This is a genomic window from Caballeronia ptereochthonis (genome assembly GCF_001545075.1).
Taxonomy (GTDB): Bacteria; Pseudomonadota; Gammaproteobacteria; order Burkholderiales; family Burkholderiaceae; genus Caballeronia; species Caballeronia ptereochthonis.
Genome location: NZ_FCOB02000011.1, coordinates 135,569 through 159,118, shown reverse-complemented (window position 1 = coordinate 159,118; position 23,550 = coordinate 135,569). Strand labels below are relative to the sequence as shown.

General features: G+C 62.6%; 18 protein-coding genes. 10 read left to right on the top strand and 8 right to left on the bottom strand.

Annotation, left to right across the window (positions count from 1 at the left end; translation table 11 throughout):
- Positions 1 to 42 precede the first annotated feature (42 nt).
- From AWB83_RS13905 to tssB, 6 genes are all read right to left on the bottom strand, one after another.
- Entirely contained in the window at positions 43 to 1,311 is a 1,269-nt protein-coding gene (locus tag AWB83_RS13905) for a KPHS_23130 family T6SS system protein (RefSeq protein ID WP_087046134.1), read from the bottom strand.
- 9 nt (positions 1,312 to 1,320) lie between these two features.
- On the bottom strand, positions 1,321 to 2,382 hold the full coding sequence (locus AWB83_RS13900; protein WP_143750051.1) for a T6SS immunity protein Tli4 family protein: 1,062 nt from the start codon (positions 2,380 to 2,382) through the stop codon (positions 1,321 to 1,323).
- Positions 2,379 to 3,953 carry a Tle4 family T6SS lipase effector gene (locus AWB83_RS13895; protein WP_143750050.1) on the bottom strand — a complete coding sequence of 525 codons (1,575 nt, stop codon included), beginning with the start codon at positions 3,951 to 3,953 and terminating at the stop codon, positions 2,379 to 2,381. The genes AWB83_RS13900 and AWB83_RS13895 overlap by 4 nt, the downstream gene beginning before the upstream one ends.
- Positions 3,954 to 4,025: 72 nt before the next feature.
- The gene (locus AWB83_RS13890) at positions 4,026 to 6,509 is read right to left on the bottom strand and encodes a type VI secretion system Vgr family protein (RefSeq protein ID WP_087046131.1); all 2,484 of its coding nucleotides are present in this window, start codon (positions 6,507 to 6,509) and stop codon (positions 4,026 to 4,028) included.
- Positions 6,510 to 6,615: 106 nt separating this feature from the next.
- The gene (gene tssC / locus AWB83_RS13885) at positions 6,616 to 8,169 is read right to left on the bottom strand and encodes a type VI secretion system contractile sheath large subunit (protein WP_087046130.1); all 1,554 of its coding nucleotides are present in this window, start codon (positions 8,167 to 8,169) and stop codon (positions 6,616 to 6,618) included.
- A 44-nt stretch (positions 8,170 to 8,213) separates the two neighbouring features.
- Entirely contained in the window at positions 8,214 to 8,726 is a 513-nt protein-coding gene (gene tssB, locus AWB83_RS13880; protein ID WP_087046129.1) for a type VI secretion system contractile sheath small subunit, read from the bottom strand.
- A 314-nt stretch (positions 8,727 to 9,040) separates the two neighbouring features.
- Here tssB and tssK point away from each other — a divergent pair, with 314 nt between their 5' ends.
- The 6 genes from tssK (at position 9,041) to tssE (ending at position 16,574) form a co-directional block, all read left to right on the top strand.
- Positions 9,041 to 10,393: a type VI secretion system baseplate subunit TssK gene (gene tssK, locus AWB83_RS13875; RefSeq protein WP_087046128.1), complete on the top strand. Its 1,353-nt coding sequence runs from the start codon at positions 9,041 to 9,043 to the stop codon at positions 10,391 to 10,393.
- The gene (locus AWB83_RS13870; RefSeq protein WP_087046127.1) at positions 10,390 to 11,118 is read left to right on the top strand and encodes a DotU family type IV/VI secretion system protein; all 729 of its coding nucleotides are present in this window, start codon (positions 10,390 to 10,392) and stop codon (positions 11,116 to 11,118) included. The genes tssK and AWB83_RS13870 overlap by 4 nt, the downstream gene beginning before the upstream one ends.
- A 5-nt stretch (positions 11,119 to 11,123) precedes the next feature.
- On the top strand, positions 11,124 to 12,797 hold the full coding sequence (locus AWB83_RS13865) for an OmpA family protein (protein ID WP_244197728.1): 1,674 nt from the start codon (positions 11,124 to 11,126) through the stop codon (positions 12,795 to 12,797).
- Positions 12,798 to 12,891: 94 nt separating this feature from the next.
- Complete coding sequence (locus AWB83_RS13860) at positions 12,892 to 13,377, top strand: Hcp family type VI secretion system effector (RefSeq protein ID WP_087046125.1); 486 nt, start codon at positions 12,892 to 12,894, stop codon at positions 13,375 to 13,377.
- Positions 13,378 to 13,488: 111 nt separating this feature from the next.
- On the top strand, positions 13,489 to 16,134 hold the full coding sequence (gene tssH / locus AWB83_RS13855) for a type VI secretion system ATPase TssH (protein WP_087046124.1): 2,646 nt from the start codon (positions 13,489 to 13,491) through the stop codon (positions 16,132 to 16,134).
- A gap of 11 nt (positions 16,135 to 16,145) precedes the next feature.
- Positions 16,146 to 16,574: a type VI secretion system baseplate subunit TssE gene (tssE, locus tag AWB83_RS13850; RefSeq protein ID WP_087046123.1), complete on the top strand. Its 429-nt coding sequence runs from the start codon at positions 16,146 to 16,148 to the stop codon at positions 16,572 to 16,574.
- Positions 16,575 to 16,595: 21 nt separating this feature from the next.
- On the opposite strand, the gene AWB83_RS13845 is transcribed toward tssE, so the two are convergent.
- Entirely contained in the window at positions 16,596 to 17,174 is a 579-nt protein-coding gene (locus AWB83_RS13845) for a helix-turn-helix domain-containing protein (protein ID WP_143750049.1), read from the bottom strand.
- Between the two features lie 130 nt (positions 17,175 to 17,304).
- Between AWB83_RS13845 and AWB83_RS13840 the strand changes: the two genes are divergently transcribed.
- The 4 genes from AWB83_RS13840 (at position 17,305) to AWB83_RS13825 (ending at position 22,128) form a co-directional block, all read left to right on the top strand.
- Entirely contained in the window at positions 17,305 to 18,063 is a 759-nt protein-coding gene (locus AWB83_RS13840) for an acetoacetate decarboxylase family protein (protein ID WP_087046121.1), read from the top strand.
- 65 nt (positions 18,064 to 18,128) lie between these two features.
- Positions 18,129 to 19,184 carry an ABC transporter substrate-binding protein gene (locus AWB83_RS13835; RefSeq protein ID WP_087046120.1) on the top strand — a complete coding sequence of 352 codons (1,056 nt, stop codon included), beginning with the start codon at positions 18,129 to 18,131 and terminating at the stop codon, positions 19,182 to 19,184.
- Positions 19,181 to 20,362, top strand: coding sequence for an ABC transporter ATP-binding protein (locus AWB83_RS13830; protein ID WP_087046119.1), 1,182 nt, complete (start codon positions 19,181 to 19,183; stop codon positions 20,360 to 20,362). The genes AWB83_RS13835 and AWB83_RS13830 overlap by 4 nt, the downstream gene beginning before the upstream one ends.
- Positions 20,359 to 22,128, top strand: coding sequence for an ABC transporter permease subunit (locus tag AWB83_RS13825; RefSeq protein WP_087046118.1), 1,770 nt, complete (start codon positions 20,359 to 20,361; stop codon positions 22,126 to 22,128). The genes AWB83_RS13830 and AWB83_RS13825 overlap by 4 nt, the downstream gene beginning before the upstream one ends.
- Before the next feature lie 8 nt (positions 22,129 to 22,136).
- On the opposite strand, the gene AWB83_RS13820 is transcribed toward AWB83_RS13825, so the two are convergent.
- Complete coding sequence (locus AWB83_RS13820; RefSeq protein WP_374729113.1) at positions 22,137 to 23,477, bottom strand: MFS transporter; 1,341 nt, start codon at positions 23,475 to 23,477, stop codon at positions 22,137 to 22,139.
- Positions 23,478 to 23,550: the final 73 nt, after the last annotated feature.

Here is a 23,550-nt window from a genome sequence, read left to right as displayed (position 1 = left end):
TCCTTTCGCTGTAATCTCGTTCCCGAGCACATTGATTTTTGATCAGCGGTTACCGTTCACAGGCTTCGACCGTGGAACCCGAACGACGCTGAACATCAGTTCAGCGTCCTGCTTCATGACTGCAAGTTGGGTCCCTCCGGAGGCCGCCGACTTGATTGCGCAAAGCAGCGCAAACCATGAAGCGCCAATACCGGCATGTCCAACCATATAGTCGACGTCGCCCGGCTTGATCGTTATGCCGGACTTGACGAGGGCGGCGGTCATCGCGCCGGCCGAACCCAGGTCCAGTCCGCTTTGCCAGACTCCCTCGACATCCGTGGCGGCAGATCGCCCCCAGCGCAGCGCATTGGTCAATGTCGCATCCAGCGACTTACCAGTGGCGCGCTCCGGCCGATGGACCTGCGCGACAGGTATCAGCCCATATCGATTGGTGAGAGCGGGAGGCACGAGCAACATCGCGAGTGCTATCTCGCAACTACCTTCTGACGGCCCTTTATCGAGAAGCGGATTCAATTGAACGAATACGAGGAGCCGTGCGTCCTGGCTTCGATCTTGCTCAATTTCGTCAAGCCATGCATCCAGCCACATCGGGACCAGGCATTCGGGCTCGCGACATACGTTTGAGAGATGCAATCCGCGCTGCGCCCCGCTTTGCTTCCAACACTCGACGATATTGGCGGACAGCGCCGAGCCGGACACGATCAACCGAACGGATGTCGGCAATTGCCGCGGCAGACTCCCAATACTCTTCTTGAGGTCATCCTGTAGTTCGCCAAAGACCCTTCGCAGAATGTCGGCTTGTCTCGCCTCGTCTTGTAAATGTTTCCTGCCGTCCTTGTCGCGATCAGGCTGAGCGAACCAACGTACTTTGGCTGGAGGCGTGTCTGCCTTCGGCAGTGCGCATGGTTCCAGTTGCAGTGATCCAGTAAGCAGGCCATCGAACTTGTTCTCATCGGCGTCGCTGGAGAACCGGTATGCAACAGTCAAAGCATCGAGCGGGCGACTGGCTCGATCGAACATGTCGTTCATGTAATCGTCGGTTGCCTTATTCCACTCGAGCGCGTCACGACGCTGCCCTTCGAACACGGAAAAACGGCGCAACACGAAAAACCCGGCGACCCCGGCTGGAAATACTGCGACGCACGACCAGAACCACGGCGTATTTGTGGGCTCGTCCTTTGGCCAGAGCAGCAAGACGGCAAATATCCCTGCAAGCGTGAGCACCAGAAACACCACAGTCCAAACCTGGCGCGACGGTGGGTTTTCGGGGACCACGCGTTTCGGCGGCAGCTTATCGAGTTCGACTGGCATTTCGATTGGTCAGAAGCCGTTCGGGCGCGGGCGAAGCGTGCGCGATACCGCATCCCAGAGCTTGACGGCATCCGCTTCGCTCATGGATGCCGCTTTGATCGGCCCCTTCTCGAAATTGCTTGGCGCACCCGTTTTCATATCGAGAGCGATGAAGGGTGCCTCCGCGCTACCAATCGTGGAGTTCGCTTCCAGGGTAAAGGTGTTGCCGGGCACTTCCAGTTGTGTCTCTCCGGCAGTAAGCCACTCCTCTGCTTCGAGTCCCTGCAACGACACTCGACCCTTGCGCACGGTGCGGCCACCCGAAATCAGGCTCAGACTTCGCTCCACCTGCTTACCTCGCTGCAACAGCGTGTCCTTTTCCTGAATTCCGGAGTCTGTCAAAAGCGATATCTTCACATCTCGCTTGTCGGCCAGAACAAAGCGGGTGTTGATCCGCTCATTTCTTTGCGCCGTGCGCTTAAGGAAGCCGCCCAGAAAGCAAACTCCCGGCTCCGTTGGAATCACCTCATCATTTCGACCGTAGGCGCTTTCGACCAGATCAAAAACAAGATTTGTCTTTTCGGGAACGTTATTCGATGCAAACTCCCTCATCTCCGGGTGTCGATCATAAATCTTCAAATTTCTGGAATCGAATGCCTTAATGCGTACCGAAACTTGATAACCATTGTCCCACTTGTAAGCCTCAATCACGCGAGCGCCATCACTGATTTCATGTGGCTCTCCAAGCGAGATAAAATAACGAGTTTTATCGCTACCACGAACCTTTCCGTAGTCGAACAGAAATTGAAAACCAAATTCACTTCTTGTTGATTTAAGCGTCACCTCACGCGCCTGCATTTCATTTTCGAAATCCTGCAAGGATATTTGTTCGGCCGTCAGCTTTACGTCGTTTATTGTCGCGCCTCCCGCCTGAAGCGCGCCATTAGGTGCATCAATGATGAAACGACCCACGCAGCGAGGTTGCAAACCTTCAATTTTATTCGACATATTTAATCCCCCCGAGTCTGCACGAGCTTGAACTAAAACAAGAAATATCCAAAAAAACACTGTAAAACCGACTCGCTTTTTCAAAACGAATACTCCAACTGAGTGCCTTTAACGTTTTGCAGGATTTTTACCAGCGCCCAAACAGTAAACAATTGCTGCACTTTATTTTTATACGCACCCTCATGGTCTATACCGGAATAGGCTTTGCAGACGCTCACGCCGCTCTGCCCGCCAGGAGCGCGCCCTGACAAAGCGGGAACCGTTCCGTCACCAGTCTCTTCCGCACATTGCAATTGAAAAGAATCGCTACTCCACCAATGTCCATCTTGTCCTTCAAGCGTGATTTCTCCAGTCCCCGAATCCTTCATCAGCTTGGAGTTTTGGACATCGGAGAGAGGCACCATTGAATAGCTACGATCCCTCCAAAAGGACGAAGCCTTTCGCTTCCAGGTTACCGTCCCCCATGTCTTGAATTTTTCGTCGTCCCCATAAAATGCGTATGTCGACCGGTGGTATTTCAAGCTGATTTGGTCATGAAATGGCATAACAATATTCAAAATCAACTCAGCGTACCTTCCCCAGCCCTGATCCAGACCGACTTTCTTCTGATCCGCAGGATTGATGAGCCGCTCATCAGCGAGCCCCCACCATTTTCCCCTCGCCAAGTATATTTCCCGATAAGGGGATGTCTTCGGAAATGTCATGAGGTTTTTGCCGTCACTTATTTTTAGCCAGCCCATACCGTAGTCCACACTCGGCAATAGCTGAAGCGGCCCCGGACTTTGCGCGAAGACAGCCGTCATGGTTGCCGCATCAGGACCGAGCACCTTTCCGGTAAGGAACCCTTCTGTGCCGCTTTTTACCCGCTTATAGGCAGCGGCGGCGCCCGTCGCAGGCATCACCCCATGAACGATGCCCAACGCATTGTCGCCGTAGCCTTTCGCCTCCGAATAGTGCCGCGCAACGAGACCTCCCATCGAATGGGTAACCATAATTACCTTTTCGCATATCAGGTTACGTTGCTTATAGAAATCTTTGAATTCTTCTATCTTTTCGTGAAGCTGCAGCGCTGAATCAGCATTGGACTTAAGCCAGTTATAGCCAACCGCATGCACCGGGAGCTGGTATCGATAAGACAGCGCCACTTCGTCATACGTGAGTTGCCCGACGTCTGGCGTGCCTTCCATCAATCTGGCGCGTGTGCCTTCGTGTGCATGCTCTGAATCGTTCAACGCGTTCTCAAGCCACACCAAAAAGCTTCCATAACTCATCTTGCCGACGGTGCCCCAGCCGCGCCTTCGAAGTTCCTCTTCCGTGTGCGGAGTGCCAGAGGGAATCTTTCCTCCGTCGTAGACACCCGTAGCATCGGGATCGAGCTTCTGCTTGCGTGTTTCCGCACCTCTGAACATCCACGCAGTCGCCACCCTCAGCGGGCTATTGCAGAGCCACACAGGCTCATCCTCGTTGGGATTATCAGCGCCTGTTGCGATCAGGTGGCTGCCCATCACCCCAGGGACGAATATGATGGGAATCACCCGATCAGGGATCATGTAGCACACAGCAGTACTCTCGTCGGGAGCACTGGTGGTTGATGAGTAGTGCACGGAACCATCGTCAGCCAGCCTGCCTGGAATTACACGTTCCAAATTCGTCATGAGCTTGAGTCCAATCTTTGTGTTCGTATGTTGTCCCGGGTCTTCAATCGCGGCTCAAAAGAGCCCAGAACTTCAAGCACCCTTTCTTGAATCAATTCGAAGTCGAACGTTTTCCGCGAACAACGATCTCTGAAGGCTCGTCTTGCCGTTCGCGTCGGTCATGCCCTTAATGACGGACCCATCGTCTCGAATAATCGTAAAGCCGCGATTCGCAACCGGCTTGTTGTCGAAGGGACATCTCAAGGTGAATTCCTCATCGAAAGGCGCATGCTTCCAGGTGTTGACCGTTTCGGCGAGCGACGAGGGCCCTTGACGGCTGAATGCCGCCGACTTGACCGTGCGGTTGCCTTGCGTACCGTCCTCAATGCCGGTCGAAGAAAGCCGGATGTACGAACCTCCGCACTTGAGCAAAAGCTCGGTCTTCGCCTCGACGGTGACTCGGCCGTTTGCGCTGGTGATACGCATGTCCTTATCGGAGATCAAGCTCAACTCGTCGCTCTGAGCCTGAATCTCGACCTTCCCTTTTTGAGCGTACAACTTCAATCCGAGCTTCTGAGCAAAGATCGATACCAGCTCGCCAGCAGCGACGGTGAATCGCTTCATCACGCCGATGTCCGCGCTGGCGCCTGCTGTAACAAACAGGTTATCGGCCGAACTAAGCTGTAGATCCGAGCCGGAGACGACACCTACGCCGTCGGGAGCACTCAGCAGCATGCCGGACTTCTTCAGATCGTTGAGCGTGCTGTCGAAAAGCGCGCGCTGCCGTTGATAGTCAGCAGCTACCGCTTCGGCAATCCTTGCGGCTTCGGATAGCGACTGCATCTGTTGCAGCGCTTGTTGGAGAAGTCCTTGGGCGGACCGCATGTCAAGTTGCTTGCCGCACGCAGCGCTTTGAAGGTCTGCCGAGATGAAGACCCCCTTACCACCCCGTACCGCCACATGCTCATCGGTGCGCAACTCCGCGCCCCTGCCCCGCTCCTTGCGATCCCCATCCACCATGTGCCCCAGATTCAGCTCACTGGTCCGGAACGGCGTGGTCAGGTGAACATGCTCGATGCCTTCCTTATCCTCCATCCGCAATTCGTTCTGCGCCGCGGTGCGGATGAGGTTCCGCGTGTGATTGAGGTTATTGACGAGATCCGGGTTCAGGCTATCGTGCATTGCCCCGACAATGATGGGACGATTCGGGTCCTGCGCTGTAAATAAAAGCGCGACTTCCGTCCCATGAGTCAGTGGGAAATGATGCCCGTAATTGGCCCCGGCATACGGCTTGGCCATGCGGATCGGCCGGCTCGATCCACCCGGACTCCACTCATCCAGATCGAACGGCACCTTGACCACATACCAACCCTGCTCGGTCAGATACGCATACTTGTAATTCCCTGGCGACGCAATCCGCGCGGGCAAAATCCCCTCGATCTTTGGCCGCGCGACAGAATCGATGCTCGTGCGCCAGACACGATCCGCCGGAATGGCCCGGAACGTGTTCCAGTACGACACCCCACGCCCGCCGCCACAGCGTATCGATGTGATGAACAGCCCATGTGGCGCATCCTTCGGGTTCACGTCGAGCCGCATCACCTCGCCCACTTCGAGCGAGAACGGATTGCCCCTTCCTCGGAAGCTGATTTGCGTGGCCAGATACGCTTCGTGACGCAAGCGCGCAATCCGACGCCCTTCTTCCAGCGTTTCGTAATGCTCGCCCCAAGTCGATTCAACGCCGCAGGTTGTCCTGTCATCGGGCGCCGCGTTCTGCTCGACCAGCAGCGACATGTCCGCCTGCCGATGGTTGTAGTCGTTCAGTTGAACCGCTTCGGGCACGCGCTGAGTGATCTTCCTGAGCGACCTGATCGACTCCGCTCCCGCGCTCTCCAGGCCAGCGTGCATGCGACAAGGCACGACGCGCTGCTTGCGCGCATACGCATCCAGATCGTCACCGAAGATGAGGACCGCGCGGTCCTTCTTCTGCTCGAAGCGAAACCACAGGCCCGCCTCGGCGCAGAGACGCTGAATAAAAGCAAACGTGGTCTCGTAATACTGGGTGATGTACTCGGAGCGCTTATACGTCCCGCGCAGTTTTTCGAAGTCGAAGTCGACGCCCAGACGATAGCCATAGTGACGCAGCGTACCGGTGAGAATCTCCACAACCGACTGCTTCTGAAATAAGCGACTCTTCCTGGCACGATTCAGGTCGCAGAATGTCGGCTCGAGCCTGACCCGGTAGTGCGTCTCGTCCACCGAAGTCCCAAACTGCTCGAACCGCGTGATGATTCCATGCACAGTATGCGCCGGCGGCATCTTGCTGAATTGCTTCGCGTTTTCGCCGAACATCTGCCGCAAGTACGCCATGTTCGGATCGATCGGTTCGATGGTGAATGTCGCGGGTCGTCCCACCACTCGGTCCATCGGGATGTCGGTCAGCGGACTCGTGAAATCGATCTGATACCAATACAAATCGCTGATGTCAGCGCGACCATTGAACTTCAAGACCGAAAACGGCGCCGGATGCGGCGCGAGCTTCAACTGATAGGCCTGAGACGGCAACACCATCGACATGTGGGGTACTCCGGGAATACGCGTCGTCATTCAGACGACATGGCCGGGACAGTTCCTCCGACCGCCCCGGCAAAATGCACGAGCGTCATATGCGTGAATCGGCGAATCAGTTCTTCGCCTTCGGCATCTGCGAAACCAGCGACAAGCCGATGTCCATGCCTTCCACCTGAAAATGCGGCACGATGAACAGTTTGATGCGGAAAAAGCCCGGGTTATCCTCGATGTCCTCGACCATCACCCTCGCCTCGCGCAACGGATGCGACGCCTGCAATTCGTCGCCCGGATCCTTCATCTCGGTGACGAGGCCCTTGATCCAGCTGTTCAACTCCAGCTCGAGCAGCCGCCGGTCCTTGGTCGTGCCGATGTTCTCGCGCTGAATCAGCTTCAGGTAGTGCGCAATGCGCGACAGCAGGAAGATGTACGGCAGACGCGCATTGATGCGGCTGTTGGCGGTCGCTTCCCTGGTCTCGTACAGCGCGGGCTTTTGCGTCGAGTTCGCCGAGAAGAAGCACGCGAAGTCGTGATTCTTGTAGAACGAAAGCGGAATGAAGCCGAGATTGGCGAATTCGAATTCGCGAGTTTCGGGAATCAGCACTTCGGTCGGGATCTTCGGCTGGACGCCCGTGCCGAGGTCATAGAGATGCACCGGAAGATCCTCCACCTTGCCGCCCGCCTGCGGACCGCGAATCTGCACGCACCAGCCGTTGTTCACGAAGCTGCGCGTCATGTTCGCCGCGAACGCGAACGAAGCGTTCACCCATAGATAGCGGTCGTGGTCCGGACCCTTGACCTGCTCTTCATAGTTGAAGGCGCGCACGGGCGTGGTGTCCTTGCCGTACGGCAGGCGGCCGAGCACGCGCGGCATGACGAGACCGACATAGCGCGCGTCGTCGGTATCGCGGAAGCTCTTCCACTTGATGTACTCGGCGCGGTCGAAATAGTTGCCGATATCCTGGATCGCCGCGACTTCCTCCATCGACTTCTTGCCGAAGAACGCCGCGCCCACCGAGCCGATGAACGGCATATGCGCCGACGCCGCGACCTTCGAGATGTTGCGCAACAGCGCCACGTCCTGCGGCGTGTTGCCGAACTCGAAGTCACTGATCATCGCGCTGATCGGCTGGCCGCCCGGCGTGTCGTATTCCTCGATGTAGGTCAGGCGATACAGTCCGCTCTGGATCAGTTCCGGCGCATCCTCGAAGTCGCGGATCAGCGCGTCCTTCGACACGTCGAGCACTTCAATGCGCGCGTTCTTGCGAAAATCCGTGCGGGAAACGAGCATCTTGAGCCCGCGCCAGCGGCCTTCAAGCGCCTGGAACCCAGGGTGGTGCATGACCGCGTCGAGCTGTCTGCCGACCTGGCGATCCAGCTGGCCGATGAAGAAGTCGAGCAGCGACTTGTCGAGGCGGTCCACCGGCCTGCTCGTCTGCGCGACGAGATCGAGGAACGCGCCCATGCCGCGCGCGAGACGCTCGTCGGCGGACGCCTCGGAGAGCATGTCGCTGTCGCGGAATGCTTCGAGCGGACGAGCCTGCGACACGGGGCTCAGGTTGATCTTGCTGCACAGCGATGCATAGACGCTCTCGCCGTAAGACTCTTGCGGCGCGTCGAGCACGACGGTCTCGTCAGCGTTGCCCGCACGGGCTTCTTTCTTGCTCATGAATTGTCCTCTCAGAGATGCTTGTCGATCGAACCCAAAGAGGCTCAGGCGTGCCCTTCGGGCTGGGTCGCCGCCGTGGCGATCTGCGCGAGTTCGCCGCGCAGCTTGTCCGAAAGCGCCTTGTTCTTCAGGATCTTCTCGAATTCACGACGAAACGCGCCGTTGTCCAACAGATTCGATTTCAGGTCGCGCAGCAGATTGCGCACGGCCAGAAGCGCCTGCAACTCCGGAATCTGACGCGCGACCTGCTCCGGCTCGAAGTCCTTGATCGAACGGAAAGAGAGGTTCACCGGCAGCTCCGAGCCGTCGTTGGCCAGCGTGTTCTCCGCGGCAAACTTCAGATCCGGCGCATGGTCTGCGAGAACCGCATCGAAGTTGTTCTTGTCGATATTGACTTTCCTGCGCTCGGAGAGCGGAGCCTGCTCACGCCCCGCGCTGAAATCGCCCGCCACGAGCAGCTTGAGCGGCAGCTCGACCTTCTTTTGCGCGCCGCCGGTATGCAAGTCGAGCGTGATCGAAACGCGGCTTTTGGGAATCTCCCGCTGGAAGCTATCCATCAATAATCCTTATTAAAATACACGCACCTCTCGACAGCAAATCAGCTTTCCTGATGAGGGGCGACTACGAATCTATCTGGGGAGGTATTAGAACAGGTTTTCTTTCAGCATAAAAGCCTCATACGCGTATCCAACTTATCTCGTTAATAGTCCTTTTTCCATCCTTTCTGAGGTTGATTCTCGTGCAGGGGATTTTTACCCTTCAGTGGCACCTCATCAAGTCACTTCACCAATATAATAGTTATACGAATTAATTGTCCAAGGCTAGAATCGCTAGCCCGATACGAACGATTGAGATCGCAAGACACACACCCATGCGAATCGACAAGCCGCTCTGGCACGAAGGCCTGATTCTCACGCAGCAGCATTTCCAGCAACAGGAACGGTGGACGGAATTCTCGCTGCGTCAGTTCGCCGGCGCCGCGCTTGCGCATGCGTGGGGCACGCTCGAGGTCGAGGTCGATGAGCAGGCGCTCGTGACCGGCCGCTTCAAACTTTCGCGACTCAGGCTGCGCTTTCCCGATGGCACGCCCATCGACACATCCGTCGCCCATCCGCTGCCGCCCGCGCGCGATCTGACGCAGGGCGTGAGCGCGGATCGGCAGAGCGTGACGGTGCTCGCCGCGCTCGCGCTACCGGACGCCAACGGCAGCAACTGCCGCATGGACGAGGCGACGCTCGCGCGGCCGCGCCGCTCGTATCGCGAGTTCGTCAAGGTAGTGGATCTGAACGGTACGGACGAAGCCGAGATCGCGGCGGAACGTCACGCGGTGCGCCTGCTCTTCGACTTCGAGCCGCATGCCGACGACACGGTCTGCGCCATCGCAAGCCTGAAGCGATCCACGAGCGGCCAGTTCCAGCTCGACGCCCGCTACGTGCCGCCGTGCCTCACGCTCGGCGCGCATGCGCTGCACATCGAACGCATCAACCGCATGGCCGACATCCTGCTTGCCAGGAGTCTCGCGCTCGGCACGCGGCGCAGCGAACGCATCGAGCAGGTCGCCGAATACGGCGTCGCCGATGTGCAGTTGTTCTGGCTGCTGCACTGCATCCACACGGCGTGGCCGAAGCTGCGGTTCTTCGCGTCGAACCCCAATCAGCCGCCTGAGCGTCTCTATGGCGCGCTGGCCGAACTCGCGAGCGCATTGATGACTTTCTCGACGGGCTCGCAGCTGACCGACATCCCGGCCTACGACCACGCGCGCGCGGATGAGGTATTCGCCGAGCTCGAATCGACGATCCGGAATCTTCTGGACGCGATCATTCCATCACGCGTGGTGGCGATCGATCTCAAGCGCGAGAACGCCACCACCTGGGCCGGCGGGATTCTCGACGAGCGCATCGCCGAGGGCGCCGCCGACTGGTATCTGTCGGTCAACTCGACGCTCCCCGCCTTCGAGCTCATCGAACGGATCCCGCGCCTGTGCAAGATCGGCACGCCGGATGACGTCGATCACATCGTCAACTCGGCGCTCGCGGGCATTGCGCTGAAGGCCGTTCAGCGCGTCCCCGCCGCGATTCCGGTGCGCCTCGACAACCAGTACTTCGCGCTCGACGGCGCAAGTCCCGCGCACGTTCGCATGCTGGCCGCGCGGGCGTGCAAGATCTACCTGCCCACCTCCGTGCCAGACGTTTCGCTCGGACTTTACGCGGTGTTGCGCTCATGAAACTTTCGTCCTCGTCTTCCCGGCATATGGCGCTGGTCGATCAGACGCCGGGTGGCGCGCCAATCCTTGCGAGCGGCATTCGCGATCTGTTGCGCGATACCGCGCTTTTCGTCGCGCAACTGTCGACGGGCGGCAAGGCCGGGGATCTCGACGCGTTGCGCACGCGCTGCTCGCAGATGATCGATCAGTTCAGCGAGGCGCTCGAACGTCGCGGCTACACGGTCGACGTGCGCGAAGATGCGGTCACCGCTCAATGCGCGCTGCTCGACGAAACGGCGCTTCATCGCCTGCCCGGTCACGACAAGGCACGATGGACCGCGCAACCCTTGCAAGTGGAGAAGTTCCGGCAGCACGACGGCGGCGACCGCGTGTTCGACCGGCTTGGCGTTCGCATGCGCGAAGATTCGCCGCAGATCGATCTGCTCGAATGCTACGCGGCTATCCTGGGGCTCGGCTTCGCCGGCCGATATGTGGTCGGGGGCGAGGAAAGACGCCAGACGCTCATCCGCGAGTTGAACGCGCTGCTCGTGCGCCTTCGTCCCGAAGATGCGCCCTCGTTCATCACGGAACAGTCGGGACGGCGTTTCGGCGACTGGCTTCACCGGATCTCGCCGTGGGCGATAGCGGCCGCCGCCTGCGTCGCCGCGCTCGTCACATGGCTCATCTGGCATGTCGCACTCGACGCACAACTCGCATCCCTGATTCCGAACGCGGTCAAGCCGTGAGCGTCATGCAAGGATTGGGTTATCCGGCTCGCACGATCCTCATTTTCGCGGCTACGCTCGCGCTCGTCGTGCACTGGCTCGTCGAGCCGTTCGGCAAGGAATGGATATGGCTGGGCACGGTCGGCATTCTGATCATCGCGATGGGCCTCGTCGCGCGGCGCACGCGTTATCTGTCCCGCGCGCGCGAGCAGAGCGCGCCCATCCTGAAGGCGTTGAGCGCGGCGACGACCGACATTCCGGTCAACCTGCGCACGCGCATGCCGCTCATGCTCGTCATGGGCGACGCGCTCGCCTCGCTGTTCGACCGCAAACACGATGAGCAGCGTCTCGTGTTCATCGGCGACGGCGCAATCTGGCTGCGCGTGGAGCGCACGCAGGATCTGCCGCACGTCGCGCTCGCCATGCGGCAGTGGCGCGATGGTCAGTCGCCCGATGGCGTCGCGCTGTGCATCGCGCCCGCGCTGCACGCGGATGCCGACTCACTCACGCAGCACCTGCGCGTGGCGCGGCAGACGCTCGCCGATGTCTCGCGCATGGTCGGCGCGCGCCTGCCGGGATACGTCACCGTCTATCAGCGGTTGACCGGGCTCATGCCTCGCGATGGGAACGCCGCGCGCCAGTGGCACGGTGCATCGGCAAGCGCACCGCTCACCGACGCGCTCCGTTTCGAAGCCGTCGTGCGTCACGCGGAAAGCCACGCGCTGCGCCACGGGGACGATCCCTACGCGGCGGCGCACGCCGCGGCGCTGGCGTCGATCGTCGGATGGACGCAGCGCGTCGTGTTCGGCGCGCTCACCGATCCCCGCCAGCCGGCCGCGCCTTGGACCTTACATGGCGCGTGCTGGATCGACTGCGGACCCGCGAGCGATGCCGGCAAGCCGTGGGAGCGGGACGTGGCGCGGCAAACCTGCATCACGCCTGCCAGCGTCGATGCGACGCCCGCTCCATGGCCGCTGCCGCAGCCGCTGATCGAGGCGATGCCGCGGCGCGTTCGAAGCTCGCCGCGCTTGGTCGCCTTCGCGCATGCCATCGGCATCACGGCGCTCGCGGCCGGCGCGGCCTTCCTCGGCGCCGGCAAGCACAACGCGGAGTTGCTGCGGCGCGTGCGCGCGGACCTCGCGCATTACGCCTCGATCGCGCCGGATCACGACGACGCCCGCCGCGACGCGCTGCACGCGCTCGTCGCCGATCGCGATGAACTCGATCGCTACGCCCGCACCGGCGTGCCGCCGAGGCTCTCGTTCGGGCTGTATCACGGCGCCGCATTGCTGCCGCGGTTGAACGCGGCAATCGCGAGCTATCAGCCGCCGCCCGCCGTCGTGACGCTCGACAGCATGTCGCTGTTCGACAGCGGCAAGGCGCAACTGAAACCCGGTTCGACGCGCGCGCTCGTCGAGGCGCTGCAGATGATCAGGGCGCATCCGGGCAAGCTGATCCTGGTGGCGGGCCATACTGACAACTCGGGCGACGCCGCCAGCAACCTCAAGCTGTCGATCGCACGTGCGGCGGCCCTGCGCGACTGGCTGATCGAAGCTTCCGGCATCGCCGCCACGCGTTTCGCGGTGCAAGGCTACGGCGACACCCGCCCGATCGCGGACAACGACACACCCGAGGGCCGCGCGAAGAATCGCCGCGTCGAAATCACGCTGGTGCCGGATATGGCGAACGACTCGCGCTGACGCCCGGACCGAATCCCCGGAACTCCGCTTCCGGGATCTCGTGGCTCAGAAATCTGTCTGGGCATTACTTCGCAATACCAATCAGGAGCAGTAGATGGCCATTCCCGCATATATGTGGCTCAAGGACGACGGCGGCGCCGACATCAAGGGGTCCGTTACCGTGCAGAGCCGCGAAGGCAGCGTCGAGATCGTCGCGTTCGACCACGGCGTGCACATTCCGACCGACGGCAACACCGGCAAGCTGACCGGCACGCGCGTGCACGCACCGGTCATGCTGACGAAGGAAACGGATGCTTCCACGCCATATCTGTACAAGGCGGTGACGAGCGGCCAGACGCTCAAGTCGGTCGAAATCAAGTGGTACAAGATCGACGACGCGGGCAAGGAGAAGGAATACTTCAATACCAGGCTCGACAACGTCAAGGTCGTCGCCGTGCGCCCGAAGATGCACGACATCAAGAACCCGGACTACGAGAAGCACAACCATCTGGAAGAAGTCGAACTCCGCTACGAGCAGATCACCTGGTCGTACAAGGACGGCAACATCATCCACAAGGACACGTGGAACGAGCGCGCCTAAGCGTCTCGCGATGACGTGACTCATCGACGCCGGCCCGTTTTCGCGGGCTGGCCTGCCAGTCGTTCACCCGGCGCCGCACGCCGTCCTCATTCCCTCGTCACTGAACTTCATATGACAACGCGCGACTCCACTCATCTGCTTCGTCGTCTCAACCCGCACTGCGCGAGGACGCTCGAATCAGCCGCGAGCCTGTGCCAGACGCGCCTTTCCGACGAGATCACCGTCGAGCACTGGCTGCTGAAGCTGATCGAGGCGAACGACGGAGACATTCCGGCCATCCTGCGGCACCATGAAATCGATGTCGACGCGATCTGGAACGCCCTGCTCGCGGCCATCGATCGGCTGCCGCGCAATCTGCGCGGCATGCCGTCGCTATCCATTCAGCTCGCGAGCGTGCTGCAGGACGCGTGGAATCTCGCTTCGCGCGAGGACATCGACGGCACGATCCGCTCGGCGCATCTGCTGCGCGCGATCATCGACGCGCCGCACGCGATGCGCACGCAGGACGCATGGCCGCTCTTCTCGCTTTCCGGGCCGCAGATCGAACGGCTGCTGCCGCGGCTCGGGCCATCCACTTGCGAAAGCGCGTCCGCACAGAAAGACGAGGCTGGCGAGTCCGCCGCCGAGCCGGCAGGGCAAACGCCACCGCGCTCGACGGAAGGCGAAGCGCTGGCCCGCTTCACCATCGATCTGACGGCAAAGGCCCGCCGCGGCGAAATCGATCCTGTGTTCGGACGCGATCGCGAGATCCAGCAAGTGATCGACGTGCTCGTGCGCCGTCGCAAGAACAACCCGATCCTGGTCGGCGAGCCGGGCGTCGGCAAAACGGCGCTGGCCGAGGGACTCGCGCTGCGTATCGCCGAAGGCAGCGTGCCGGCGCTCTTGCGCGAAGTGCGCATGCTTGCGCTCGATCTCGGTCTGCTGCAGGCCGGCGCAGGCGTGAAAGGAGCGTTCGAACAGCGCCTGAAGCAGGTGATCGACGAAGCGAAGGCGTCGGCGGTGCCGGTCGTGCTTTTCATCGACGAGGCGCATACGCTGATCGGCGCGGGCAATGCGGCGGGCGGCACGGACGCGGCGAATCTGCTGAAGCCCGCACTCGCGCGTGGCGAATTGCGCACCATCGCGGCCACGACCTGGTCGGAATACAAGGAATACTTCGAGCGCGATGCGGCGCTGGAGCGGCGGTTTCAGATGGTCAAGGTCGAGGAGCCCGACGATGACGCGGCTTGCCTCATGCTGCGCGGACTCGCCACGCGTTACGCGAGGCACCACGGCGTGCATATCCGCGATGAAGCGCTCGTCGCGGCAGTCAGGCTCTCGCGCCGCTACATTCCCGCGCGGCAATTGCCGGACAAGGCCGTCGACCTGATCGACACCGCCGCCGCGCGCGTGCGCATGGGACTGGAAACGCCGCCCACGGAATTGCAGCGCGCCCGCGCGGCGCTCGCGGCGCTGGAACTGGAGCGCTCGACGATCGACGCCGATGAACGCGCCGGAGTCGATGACTCAGCCACGCGACGCGAGGCGCTGGATGCCGCGATCGCGCAAGCCCATGCCGACGTGAGCGGCATTCAGGCGCGCTACGAGCGTGAGCTATCGCTGGTGCGCGCGCTATTGAAAGAGCGCGGCGCCGGTCACGCGAAACCTCGATCGGACGAGCTCGCGCACGCGAAGCACGCGCTCGCCGAAGCGCAAGGCAAGACGCCGCTCATCTTCGCGGACGTCGATGCCCGAGCCATCGCGCGCGTGGTCGCCGAATGGACCGGCGTGCCGGTCGGCAACCTCGTCGAGGACGAACTCGTGAGCCTGCTCACGCTGGAAGATCAGCTTCGGGCGCGCGTCGTCGCGCAAGACGATGCGCTCGGCATGCTCGCGCAAGGCCTGCGCACCGCAAAGGCGGGACTCCGCAGCGAACATGCCCCGCTCGGCGTGTTCCTGCTCACCGGAACATCCGGTGTCGGCAAGACGGAGACTGCGCTCGCGCTCGCCGACGTGCTCTTCGGCGGCGAGGCCGCGCTCACGACGATCAACATGTCGGAGTATCAGGAAGCGCATACCGTTTCGCAGTTGAAGGGCGCGCCGCCCGGCTATGTCGGATACGGACGCGGCGGCGTGCTGACCGAAGCCGTGCGCCAGCGCCCCTACGGCGTCGTGCTGCTCGATGAAGTCGAGAAGGCGCATCGCGACGTGCTCGACATGTTCTATCAGGTGTTCGATCGCGGCTCGATGCGCGATGGCGAAGGCCGCGAAATCGATTTCCGCAACAGCGTGATCCTGGTGACGTCCAATCTCGGCAGCGAGCACATCCACGACGCGACGGCGGACCATCCGGACATCGCCCACGCCGCGCTGCTCGACGCGATCCACGAACCGCTGGTGAAGCACTTCCAGCCCGCGCTGCTCGCGCGCTTCCAGACACTCGTCTATCGGCCGCTCGACGCGAATGCGCTGGCGTCGATCATTCGTCTCAAGCTCGCGAAAATCGCCGATCGCCTGATGCGTCAGCACGACGTGAAGCTCGTCTGCGATGACTCACTCATCGCCTCGCTCGCGGCACGCTGTCTTTCGCGCGATTCGGGCGCGCGCAACATCGACGCCTTCCTCGATCAGCGGATCCTGCCCGCCATCTCGCGCGAGCTGCTCGCGCGCATGGCGAGCGGCGCCACGCCCGCCGAAATCCGCGTTGCGAATCCGGAGGAAGGCAGTCTGTCCATCGAATTCGTGGATCGCGGCGCGCCCGCGCAAGCCATCGCCTGAAGCGAGCGACCATGCCGGCCGGTCCATCCCTTTACGACATGCTGCTCGGTCAGATCGACGGCGAGCCGCTCGAGAACTTCGACGATCGCACGCTCGAAGCCCTGAGCGTGCAGCAGAACGTGCGGCGCATCCTGAACACGCGCGCGGGTGCGCTCAAGCATCTGCCCGACTATGGCTTGCCCGATCTGACGAACATCTACCGGTCGCTGCCCGCGTCCTCGCAGGCGCTCAAGGAACAGATGGAAGCAAGCTTGCTGAAGTACGAGCCGCGCATCCGTGCGATCGAGGTCGCGATGATCGACACGCCCGACCCCGGCTTGCAGGTGAGCTTCGAGATGACCTGTCATCTCAGGCGCGCGGGACTCGTGCGCTTCGGCACTTACTTCGTGCCGCCGGGCATATTCAGGCTGGAGCGGCGCGTACGCGAGGGGAAGGTTTGAACGCACGGGACGAGGCGCCGCTCAGGCCGGCGTGACGACCCAGACGAGCACGGTCTCCGAATCACCCGTATTTCGCGACCAATGCGGCTTGCTGGTGAGAAAGGTATAGCTGTCCCCCTCCTTCAGTTCGAAGCACTCTCCGTCGATCCACATCTCGAGCGAACCCTTCAGCACGAATCCGGCCTCGCGCCCCTTGTGCATCGCGACACGTTCCTCGAAGCGCGCGCCGGGCTGCAAGGTCGACATCATCAATTCCAGGTCCTCGCCGAGATACGGCGACAGCGCCTCGGTCGCAATGCCGCCCTGCTCGTACTTGCGCCGGTTGTGCGCGCGCACGATGACACCGCGCTCGCGCTCGGGCGGCAAGGCCTGATCGAGCAGGAACCAGCCGATCTGCACGCCCAGGCCCACGCTGATCGCGTAGAGATCCTTCAACGATGGCCGTGAACGGCCGCGCTCGATCTGACTGACGAAGCCGACCGAACGATCGATGCGCTGAGCCAGCTCCGCGATGCTGATGCCGCGCGAACGGCGCAGGCGCCGGATCTCCTCGCCGACCTGATCCAGTTGATGATTCGCGCCCTCGCGTACGTCGCTCAAGTAAGCCTCCCGTAGACATCGTTCATGATTCGAAATTTTCAATATTCTTGCATATCGGGTGAACTACTTATGGGAAAGAACATTCCGTCGTGAATTAATTGGTTCAAATTTTCACGACCGGAAAACCCAAATGTCATTTTTTCAGTCGAAACCGTTCACCGTTCCCGACCGCACGCCGCTCTTCAAGCCGATGCCGCGCTTCTACAAGGGCTATCGCAAGTTGAGCGTGTTCTGCGAAGCCACGCGCGCGGGCATCCAGAAATCGCTGCCCGGCGGTTTCGAATGCGCGGGCGAAGTGATCGAGGTGTTCGTGATGTCGTGTCCCGAGGTGAACGACGTCGCCAATCCCGAGATGGGGCCGCGCAGCTATCTGGAAGGCGGCGTGGTCGTTCCGGTGCGCTACGGCGATCTGACGGGCGGCCACGTGCTCTACGAGTACGTCACCACCGACGACGCGATGGCCGGCGGCCGCGAGGTCTGGGGCTATCCGAAGAAGCTGGGCGACGTGACGCTCGACGAATCCGGCACAGGCGTCATCACCGCGCAGGTGAGCCGCCTCGCGCGCAGGCTGATCGACGTACGCTTCACGCCCGAGGACGTGTCCTTCGACAGGCCGGTGCTGCATCCGCGCATCCAGGTGAAGCGCATTCCGCGCGCGGACGGCGAAGGCTACGACGTCGATCAGGTCATCCGCAACGATCTGCGCGCGCCGAAAGTGAGCCAGCTCGTGCGCGGCACGGCTTCGCTCGCGCTCGGCGGCAGCTCGATCATGGACCCGCTGTACGAGCTCGGCGCGGGCAAGGTGATCGGCGCGGAGTTCACGGTGGCCGAGTTCTATCTGGATTACGGAACGGTCTACGAAGACAGGCTCGCCAAAACGCCTGCCTGAAAGCGCCCATTCACGCATTTCCGGGCATCGCCCCGCCACGCCGCAGTCCCGCCAGGAGCGACATCATGCAAAAAATCGACCGCCGAGGCTTTCTGACACTCGCAGGCGCGGCGCTCGCGGCGAGCGCCGCGCCCGCCTTCTCCGCGACATCGTCCGGTCGCCCGGACAGCATCACCGTGCGCGACGCGGGCGGCTCCTACGTCGACGCCTTCCGCGAGGCCTTCTATCTGCCCTTCGAGGCCAAGACGGGCATCAAGGTCGTTCCGGCGGCGTCCGCGCCCGAGCCGACGGCGCAGATCAAGGCGATGGTCGAGGCGAAGTCGTATCTATGGGATGTCGCGCTCCTGAGTCTGGCGGCGCACGATCAATGCGTGAAGAGCGACCTTCTCGAACCGCTCAATATCGGCGGCTCCGCCTACGACGACCTGCCGCCGGAGTATCGCCGGCCGCATTTCGCCGGTGTCGACGTCTACACGACCGTGCTCGCCTATCGCGCCGACAAGGTCAAGCGCGCGCCGCAATCGTGGCAGGACTTCTGGAACGTGAACGACTTCCCGGGCCGCCGCGCGCTGCGCAACTTTCCGTTCGACACGGTCGAGATCGCGCTGATGGCCGATGGCGTGCCGACCGGCAAGGTCTATCCCTGCGACCTCGACCGCAGCTTTGCGAGCCTGAACAGGATCCGGCCGGCGGTGAACGCCTGGTGGACGGCGGGCGCGCAATCGACGCAACTGCTGCAGACCGGCGAAGTCGACATGATCGCGATCTGGAACGGCGCCGCCCAACGCACGATCGATGCGGGCGCGCCGGTGAAGCTCGTCTGGAACCAGAACATCGCGGGGGTCGAGGGCTGGTGCATCGTGCGCGGGACGCCGAAGGCGCAGGCCGCGCGCGAGTTCGTCGCGTTCGCGATGCAGCCTCAGCAGCAGGCGCTGCTCGCCAAGTACATGAGTTACGGGCCGGCGAATCCGAAGGCGTACGAGCATATCGATCCGAAGCGCGCGCAGGTGCTGAGCACCAATCCGGATTATCGGAAAGTGGCGCTCATGATCGACAACGATTACTGGGTCACGCACAAGGACAAGACCATCGAGCAGTTCAACGCCTGGAGAATGCGATGAGCGTGCTGGCGGCCAGCCTGGCCGGCCCCCACGGCCACGCCGACGAGGCGCGCGCCCGCGCGGACCGGCTCTCTGGCAGGCCGCTCAAGCTGCGCACCGCGGGCCTCACCAAGCGTTACGGCGACGTTCTCTCGCTCGCCGCCACCGACCTCGCGATGGCCGAAGGCGAATTCCTCACCCTGCTCGGCCCTTCGGGTTCGGGCAAGACGACCTTGCTTTCGCTGATCGCCGGCCTCGTCGAACCGGACGCGGGAGAAATCTGGATCGACGGCCAGAACGCCACGCGCGTGCCGAGCAAGAAGCGCGACCTCGGGCTCGTGTTCCAGAATTACGCGCTCTTTCCGCACCTGAGCGTCTACGAGAACATCGCGTTTGCCCTGCGCATGCGAAGGATGAGCGAACGGGACATCGGCCGCGCGGTCGGGCAGGTGCTGGAAGTGGTGCGTCTGTCGCATCTCGCGGAGCGCATGCCGCAGGCGCTTTCGGGCGGCCAGCAGCAGCGCGTCGCGCTCGCGCGCTGCTTCGTGTATCAGCCGTCGATCATCCTGATGGACGAGCCCCTCGGCGCGCTCGACAAGCGGCTGCGCGATCACATGCAGATCGAGATCGTGCGGCTCTCGCGCGAAGTGGGCGCGAGCGTGATCTACGTCACGCACGATCAGGAAGAAGCGCTCGTGATGAGCGACCGCATCTGTCTCCTGAACGAAGGGCGCGTCGAGCAGATCGGCACGCCGGAAGAGCTCTATTTCTCGCCGGCGAATCTGTTCACCGCGGGCTTTCTCGGCGAGTCGAACCGCTTTCGCGTCACCGTGAGCGCGGACGGCGAAGCGCGTCTCCCCGACGGCAGCCGCGTGCTGTGCCGCACCCCCGTGCCGGTCGAGGCGGGCCCGGCGAGCGTCATCGTGCGGCCGGAGAACCTGGAACTGCTGCCGGGCGCGGGCGCGCTCGAACCCGACAACCGGATCGATGCGGTGATCGAACGCGTCGTGCTCACCGGTCCGCTCACCCGCGTGATGATGCGCTCCTCCGACGGCGCGCCACTCGTCGCCACGTTGCCGAGCCGCATCGGCGGCGCGCGCGTCAGGCCCGGCGATGCGGTGCGCGTCGGCTTCGACCGCGACAGCGCGATTCTGCTCAACGGCACCAGCGAGGCCGGCCGAACGCCCGGTGCGGCATGAGCTCCCTCGCCACGTCCTCTCGCCGGCGCATGCCGACCCTGCGGCACATGGCGCCGCTCGTTCCCGTGCTGCTGTTTCTCGGCGCGCTCTTTCTGGTGCCGATTCTCCTGCTGCTCTCGCGCAGCGTGATCACGCCGGACGGCGCGTGGTCCGCCGCCAACTTCGTGCGCCTCTTCGAAACCTCCGCGTATTCGAAGAGCCTGTGGATCACGATCAGGGTCGGCGCGGTCACGGCGCTCCTGTCGGTCGGGCTCGGTTATCCGCTCGCGATGCTGATCGCGCGCTCGCGGCCGTCGATGGCGAGCCTTCTGACACTCGGCGTGCTGATTCCATATTGGGCCGGCGTGCTGATGCGCACCTTCGGCTGGATGGTGCTGCTCGGGCGTGAAGGCGTCGTCAATGCGTGGCTCTCGACACTCGGCTTCGGTCATCTACCTGCGCTGATCTACAACTTCAGCGGTGTGATGATCGGCATGGTCAACGCGTACATGCCGCTCGCGATCCTCGTGATGGTGTCCGTCATGAAGACCATCGATCCGCGTCTCATCAGCGCGGCGGCCACGCTCGGCGCGGGCACGGGTGAGACCTTCTGGCGCGTCTATTTTCCGTTGTCGCTGCCCGGGGTCGCCTCGGCGCTGCTGCTCGTGTTCATCTCGAGCCTGGGCGTGTTCGTCACGCCCGCGCTGCTCGGCTCCGGCGACGAAGTGATGATCGCGCAGGTCATCATCGATCAGGTGCAGCAGTTGTTGAACTGGGGCTTCGCGGGCGCGGTCGCAACGCTCGTGCTCGTTACCGCGTTCGTCATCTTCAAGGCGTTCGATCGCCTGTTCGGCGTCGATACGCTCACGGGTCAGGCCGATGCCGGCCGCTCGCCCCGATACGGAAAGTGGCGTTTCGGCCGGCGCGTCGCCGGCGGTCTCGCCGCCGCGTCCGATCGCATCGAGCGCGCCTGCGAGCGCATCATGGCCGGCGTACCGGGCGCGGGGCACACCCGCAAGGCGATGCGCTATCTGCTCGCGGGCCTGATTCTGCTGTTTCTCGTCGCGCCGGCCCTGTTCCTGATTCCCGTGTCGTTCACCGAAGGCAGTTTCATTCAATGGCCGCCGCGCGGCTTCTCGCTGCGCTGGTACGCGCTCATTCTCGGTTCGGACCTCTGGGCCCGCGCCGCGCTGCGCTCGTTCGGCATCGGCTTCGCAAGCGCCGCGCTGGCGCTCGTCATCAGCCTGCCCACCGCCATCGCGCTCACGCGGCGCCGCTTCGCGGGTCAGCAAGCCTTGCTCGGCTTCATTCTCGCGCCGATGATCGTGCCGCACATCCTGCTCGCCGTGTCGCTCTTCCTGGTCTATGCGCGGCTCGGGCTCGTGGGCACGAGCGCGGGCCTCGTGCTCGGCCATACGGTGATCGCGCTTCCCTACACCGTCATCACGCTGATGGCCACGCTCACCACTTACGATCGCCGCCTCGACCAGGCCGCCGACACGCTCGGCGCGGGCGTGCTGCAGCACATCCGCTTCGTCATGCTTCCGGTGATCCGTCCCGGCCTGATCGCGGCGTTTCTCATCGCCTTCGTGACATCGTTCGAAGAGCTCACGCTCGCGATGTTCGTGACGGGCGGACTCAGCAGCACGCTGCCCAACCAGCTATGGTCCGAGATGCTGATGGCGGCGAGCCCCGCGCTCGCCGCAGTGTCGACGCTGATTTTTGCGTTCGTCGTCGTGATCGCGGTGGCCATTCATCTGCTGCGCGCGCGGGATCGGCGCGCTTAGCGCCGGTCCTACTCGTGCCAGTTCCCCGCCCCGCCGGCGAACGCAGGCACCCCCATCTCCTCGCGACTCCGCGCCTCGCGCGCCTCGTCGGCCTCGACAGTCTTGCTGGTGTCGATGAAAAGCGCCGCGACCGCGCCCACCGCGAGCAGCCCCGCGGAAATCGTGAACGGCACGTTGTAGCTGCCCGTCTGTTCGATCAGATAGCCGAAGGCCACCGGCGACACCATCCCCGCCACGCCGAAGCCGGTGTTCATCATGCCGCCCGCGGTACCCGCATATTTGCCCGCGATATCGAGCGGCAAGGTCCACAACACCGGATTGGTGATCTCCAGGAAGAAGAACGAGCCGGTCAGGAACCACACCGCGGCGATCGGGCTCGGCGCATTGACCATCGGCAGCAGGAAGGCGAGCGAGCCGCCCATGCCCACGACCAGAATGCTGCAGCGCGCGAGGCGCAGCCGCCCCGTGAGCCTGTAGATGCGGTCCGATAGCACGCCGCCGAGCGTATCGCCGATCACGCCCGCGAGCAGCGGCAGCGCGGTGAAGAGCGCGAGGTGCTTCAGATCGAAACCGCGCGATTCCTTCAGATACGACGGCAGCCACGTCAGATACACCCACAGCAGCCAGCCATAGCAGAAGTCCACGAACGTCACGAGCCACATGCGATGAATCAGCTTGCGCCAGGGCGTCGCGTTCTTCTTGGCGCGCGCGCATTCCCCCGCGCGATAGCCGATTTCCGCGGTTTCCTCGGGCGTGATGCGGCGGTTCTCATCGGGCGAGTTGGTGAACACGAAGAGATAAAGCGCCGTCCATGCGAGGCTCGCGACGCCGAGCAGGATGAACGCCTCGCGCCAGCCGCTCGCCGCGACGACGGCGAGCACGACCGGCGGCGTGACCGCGCCGCCCAGCCGCGCGAAGCTGTGCGTGATGCCTTGCGCGAAGCCGCGCTCGTGCACCGGCATCCAGTACGTGAACGCGCGCGTCGCGGTCGGGAAAGCGCCGCCTTCGCCGATGCCGAGCGCGACGCGCATCAGCACGAGCATCGCGATGCTGCCCGCGAAGCCCGTCGCGAGCGTGGCCGCGCCCCAGATCAGCGAGAGCACGGTCAGCACGAGCTTCGGCCCGAAGCGGTCGGCGAGCCAGCCGCCGACGATCTGCATCACCGCGTACGGATAAGCGAAGGCGGAGAACACGAGTCCGAGCTGCACGGACGTCAGTCCCATCTCCTGGCGAATCAACGGACCCGCGACGGCGATATTCACCCGGTCGATGTACGAGATGAAGTACATCAGGCACATCACGCCGAGAATGATATGGCGCGTCTTCACGCGCTGACGATGCTTGTTCACGTTGTCTCCTTGTCGACCGGAGTCATCGCTTCAGCGATTTGCTCCGGTCCCATGTAAAGCTCAGTCCATCTGA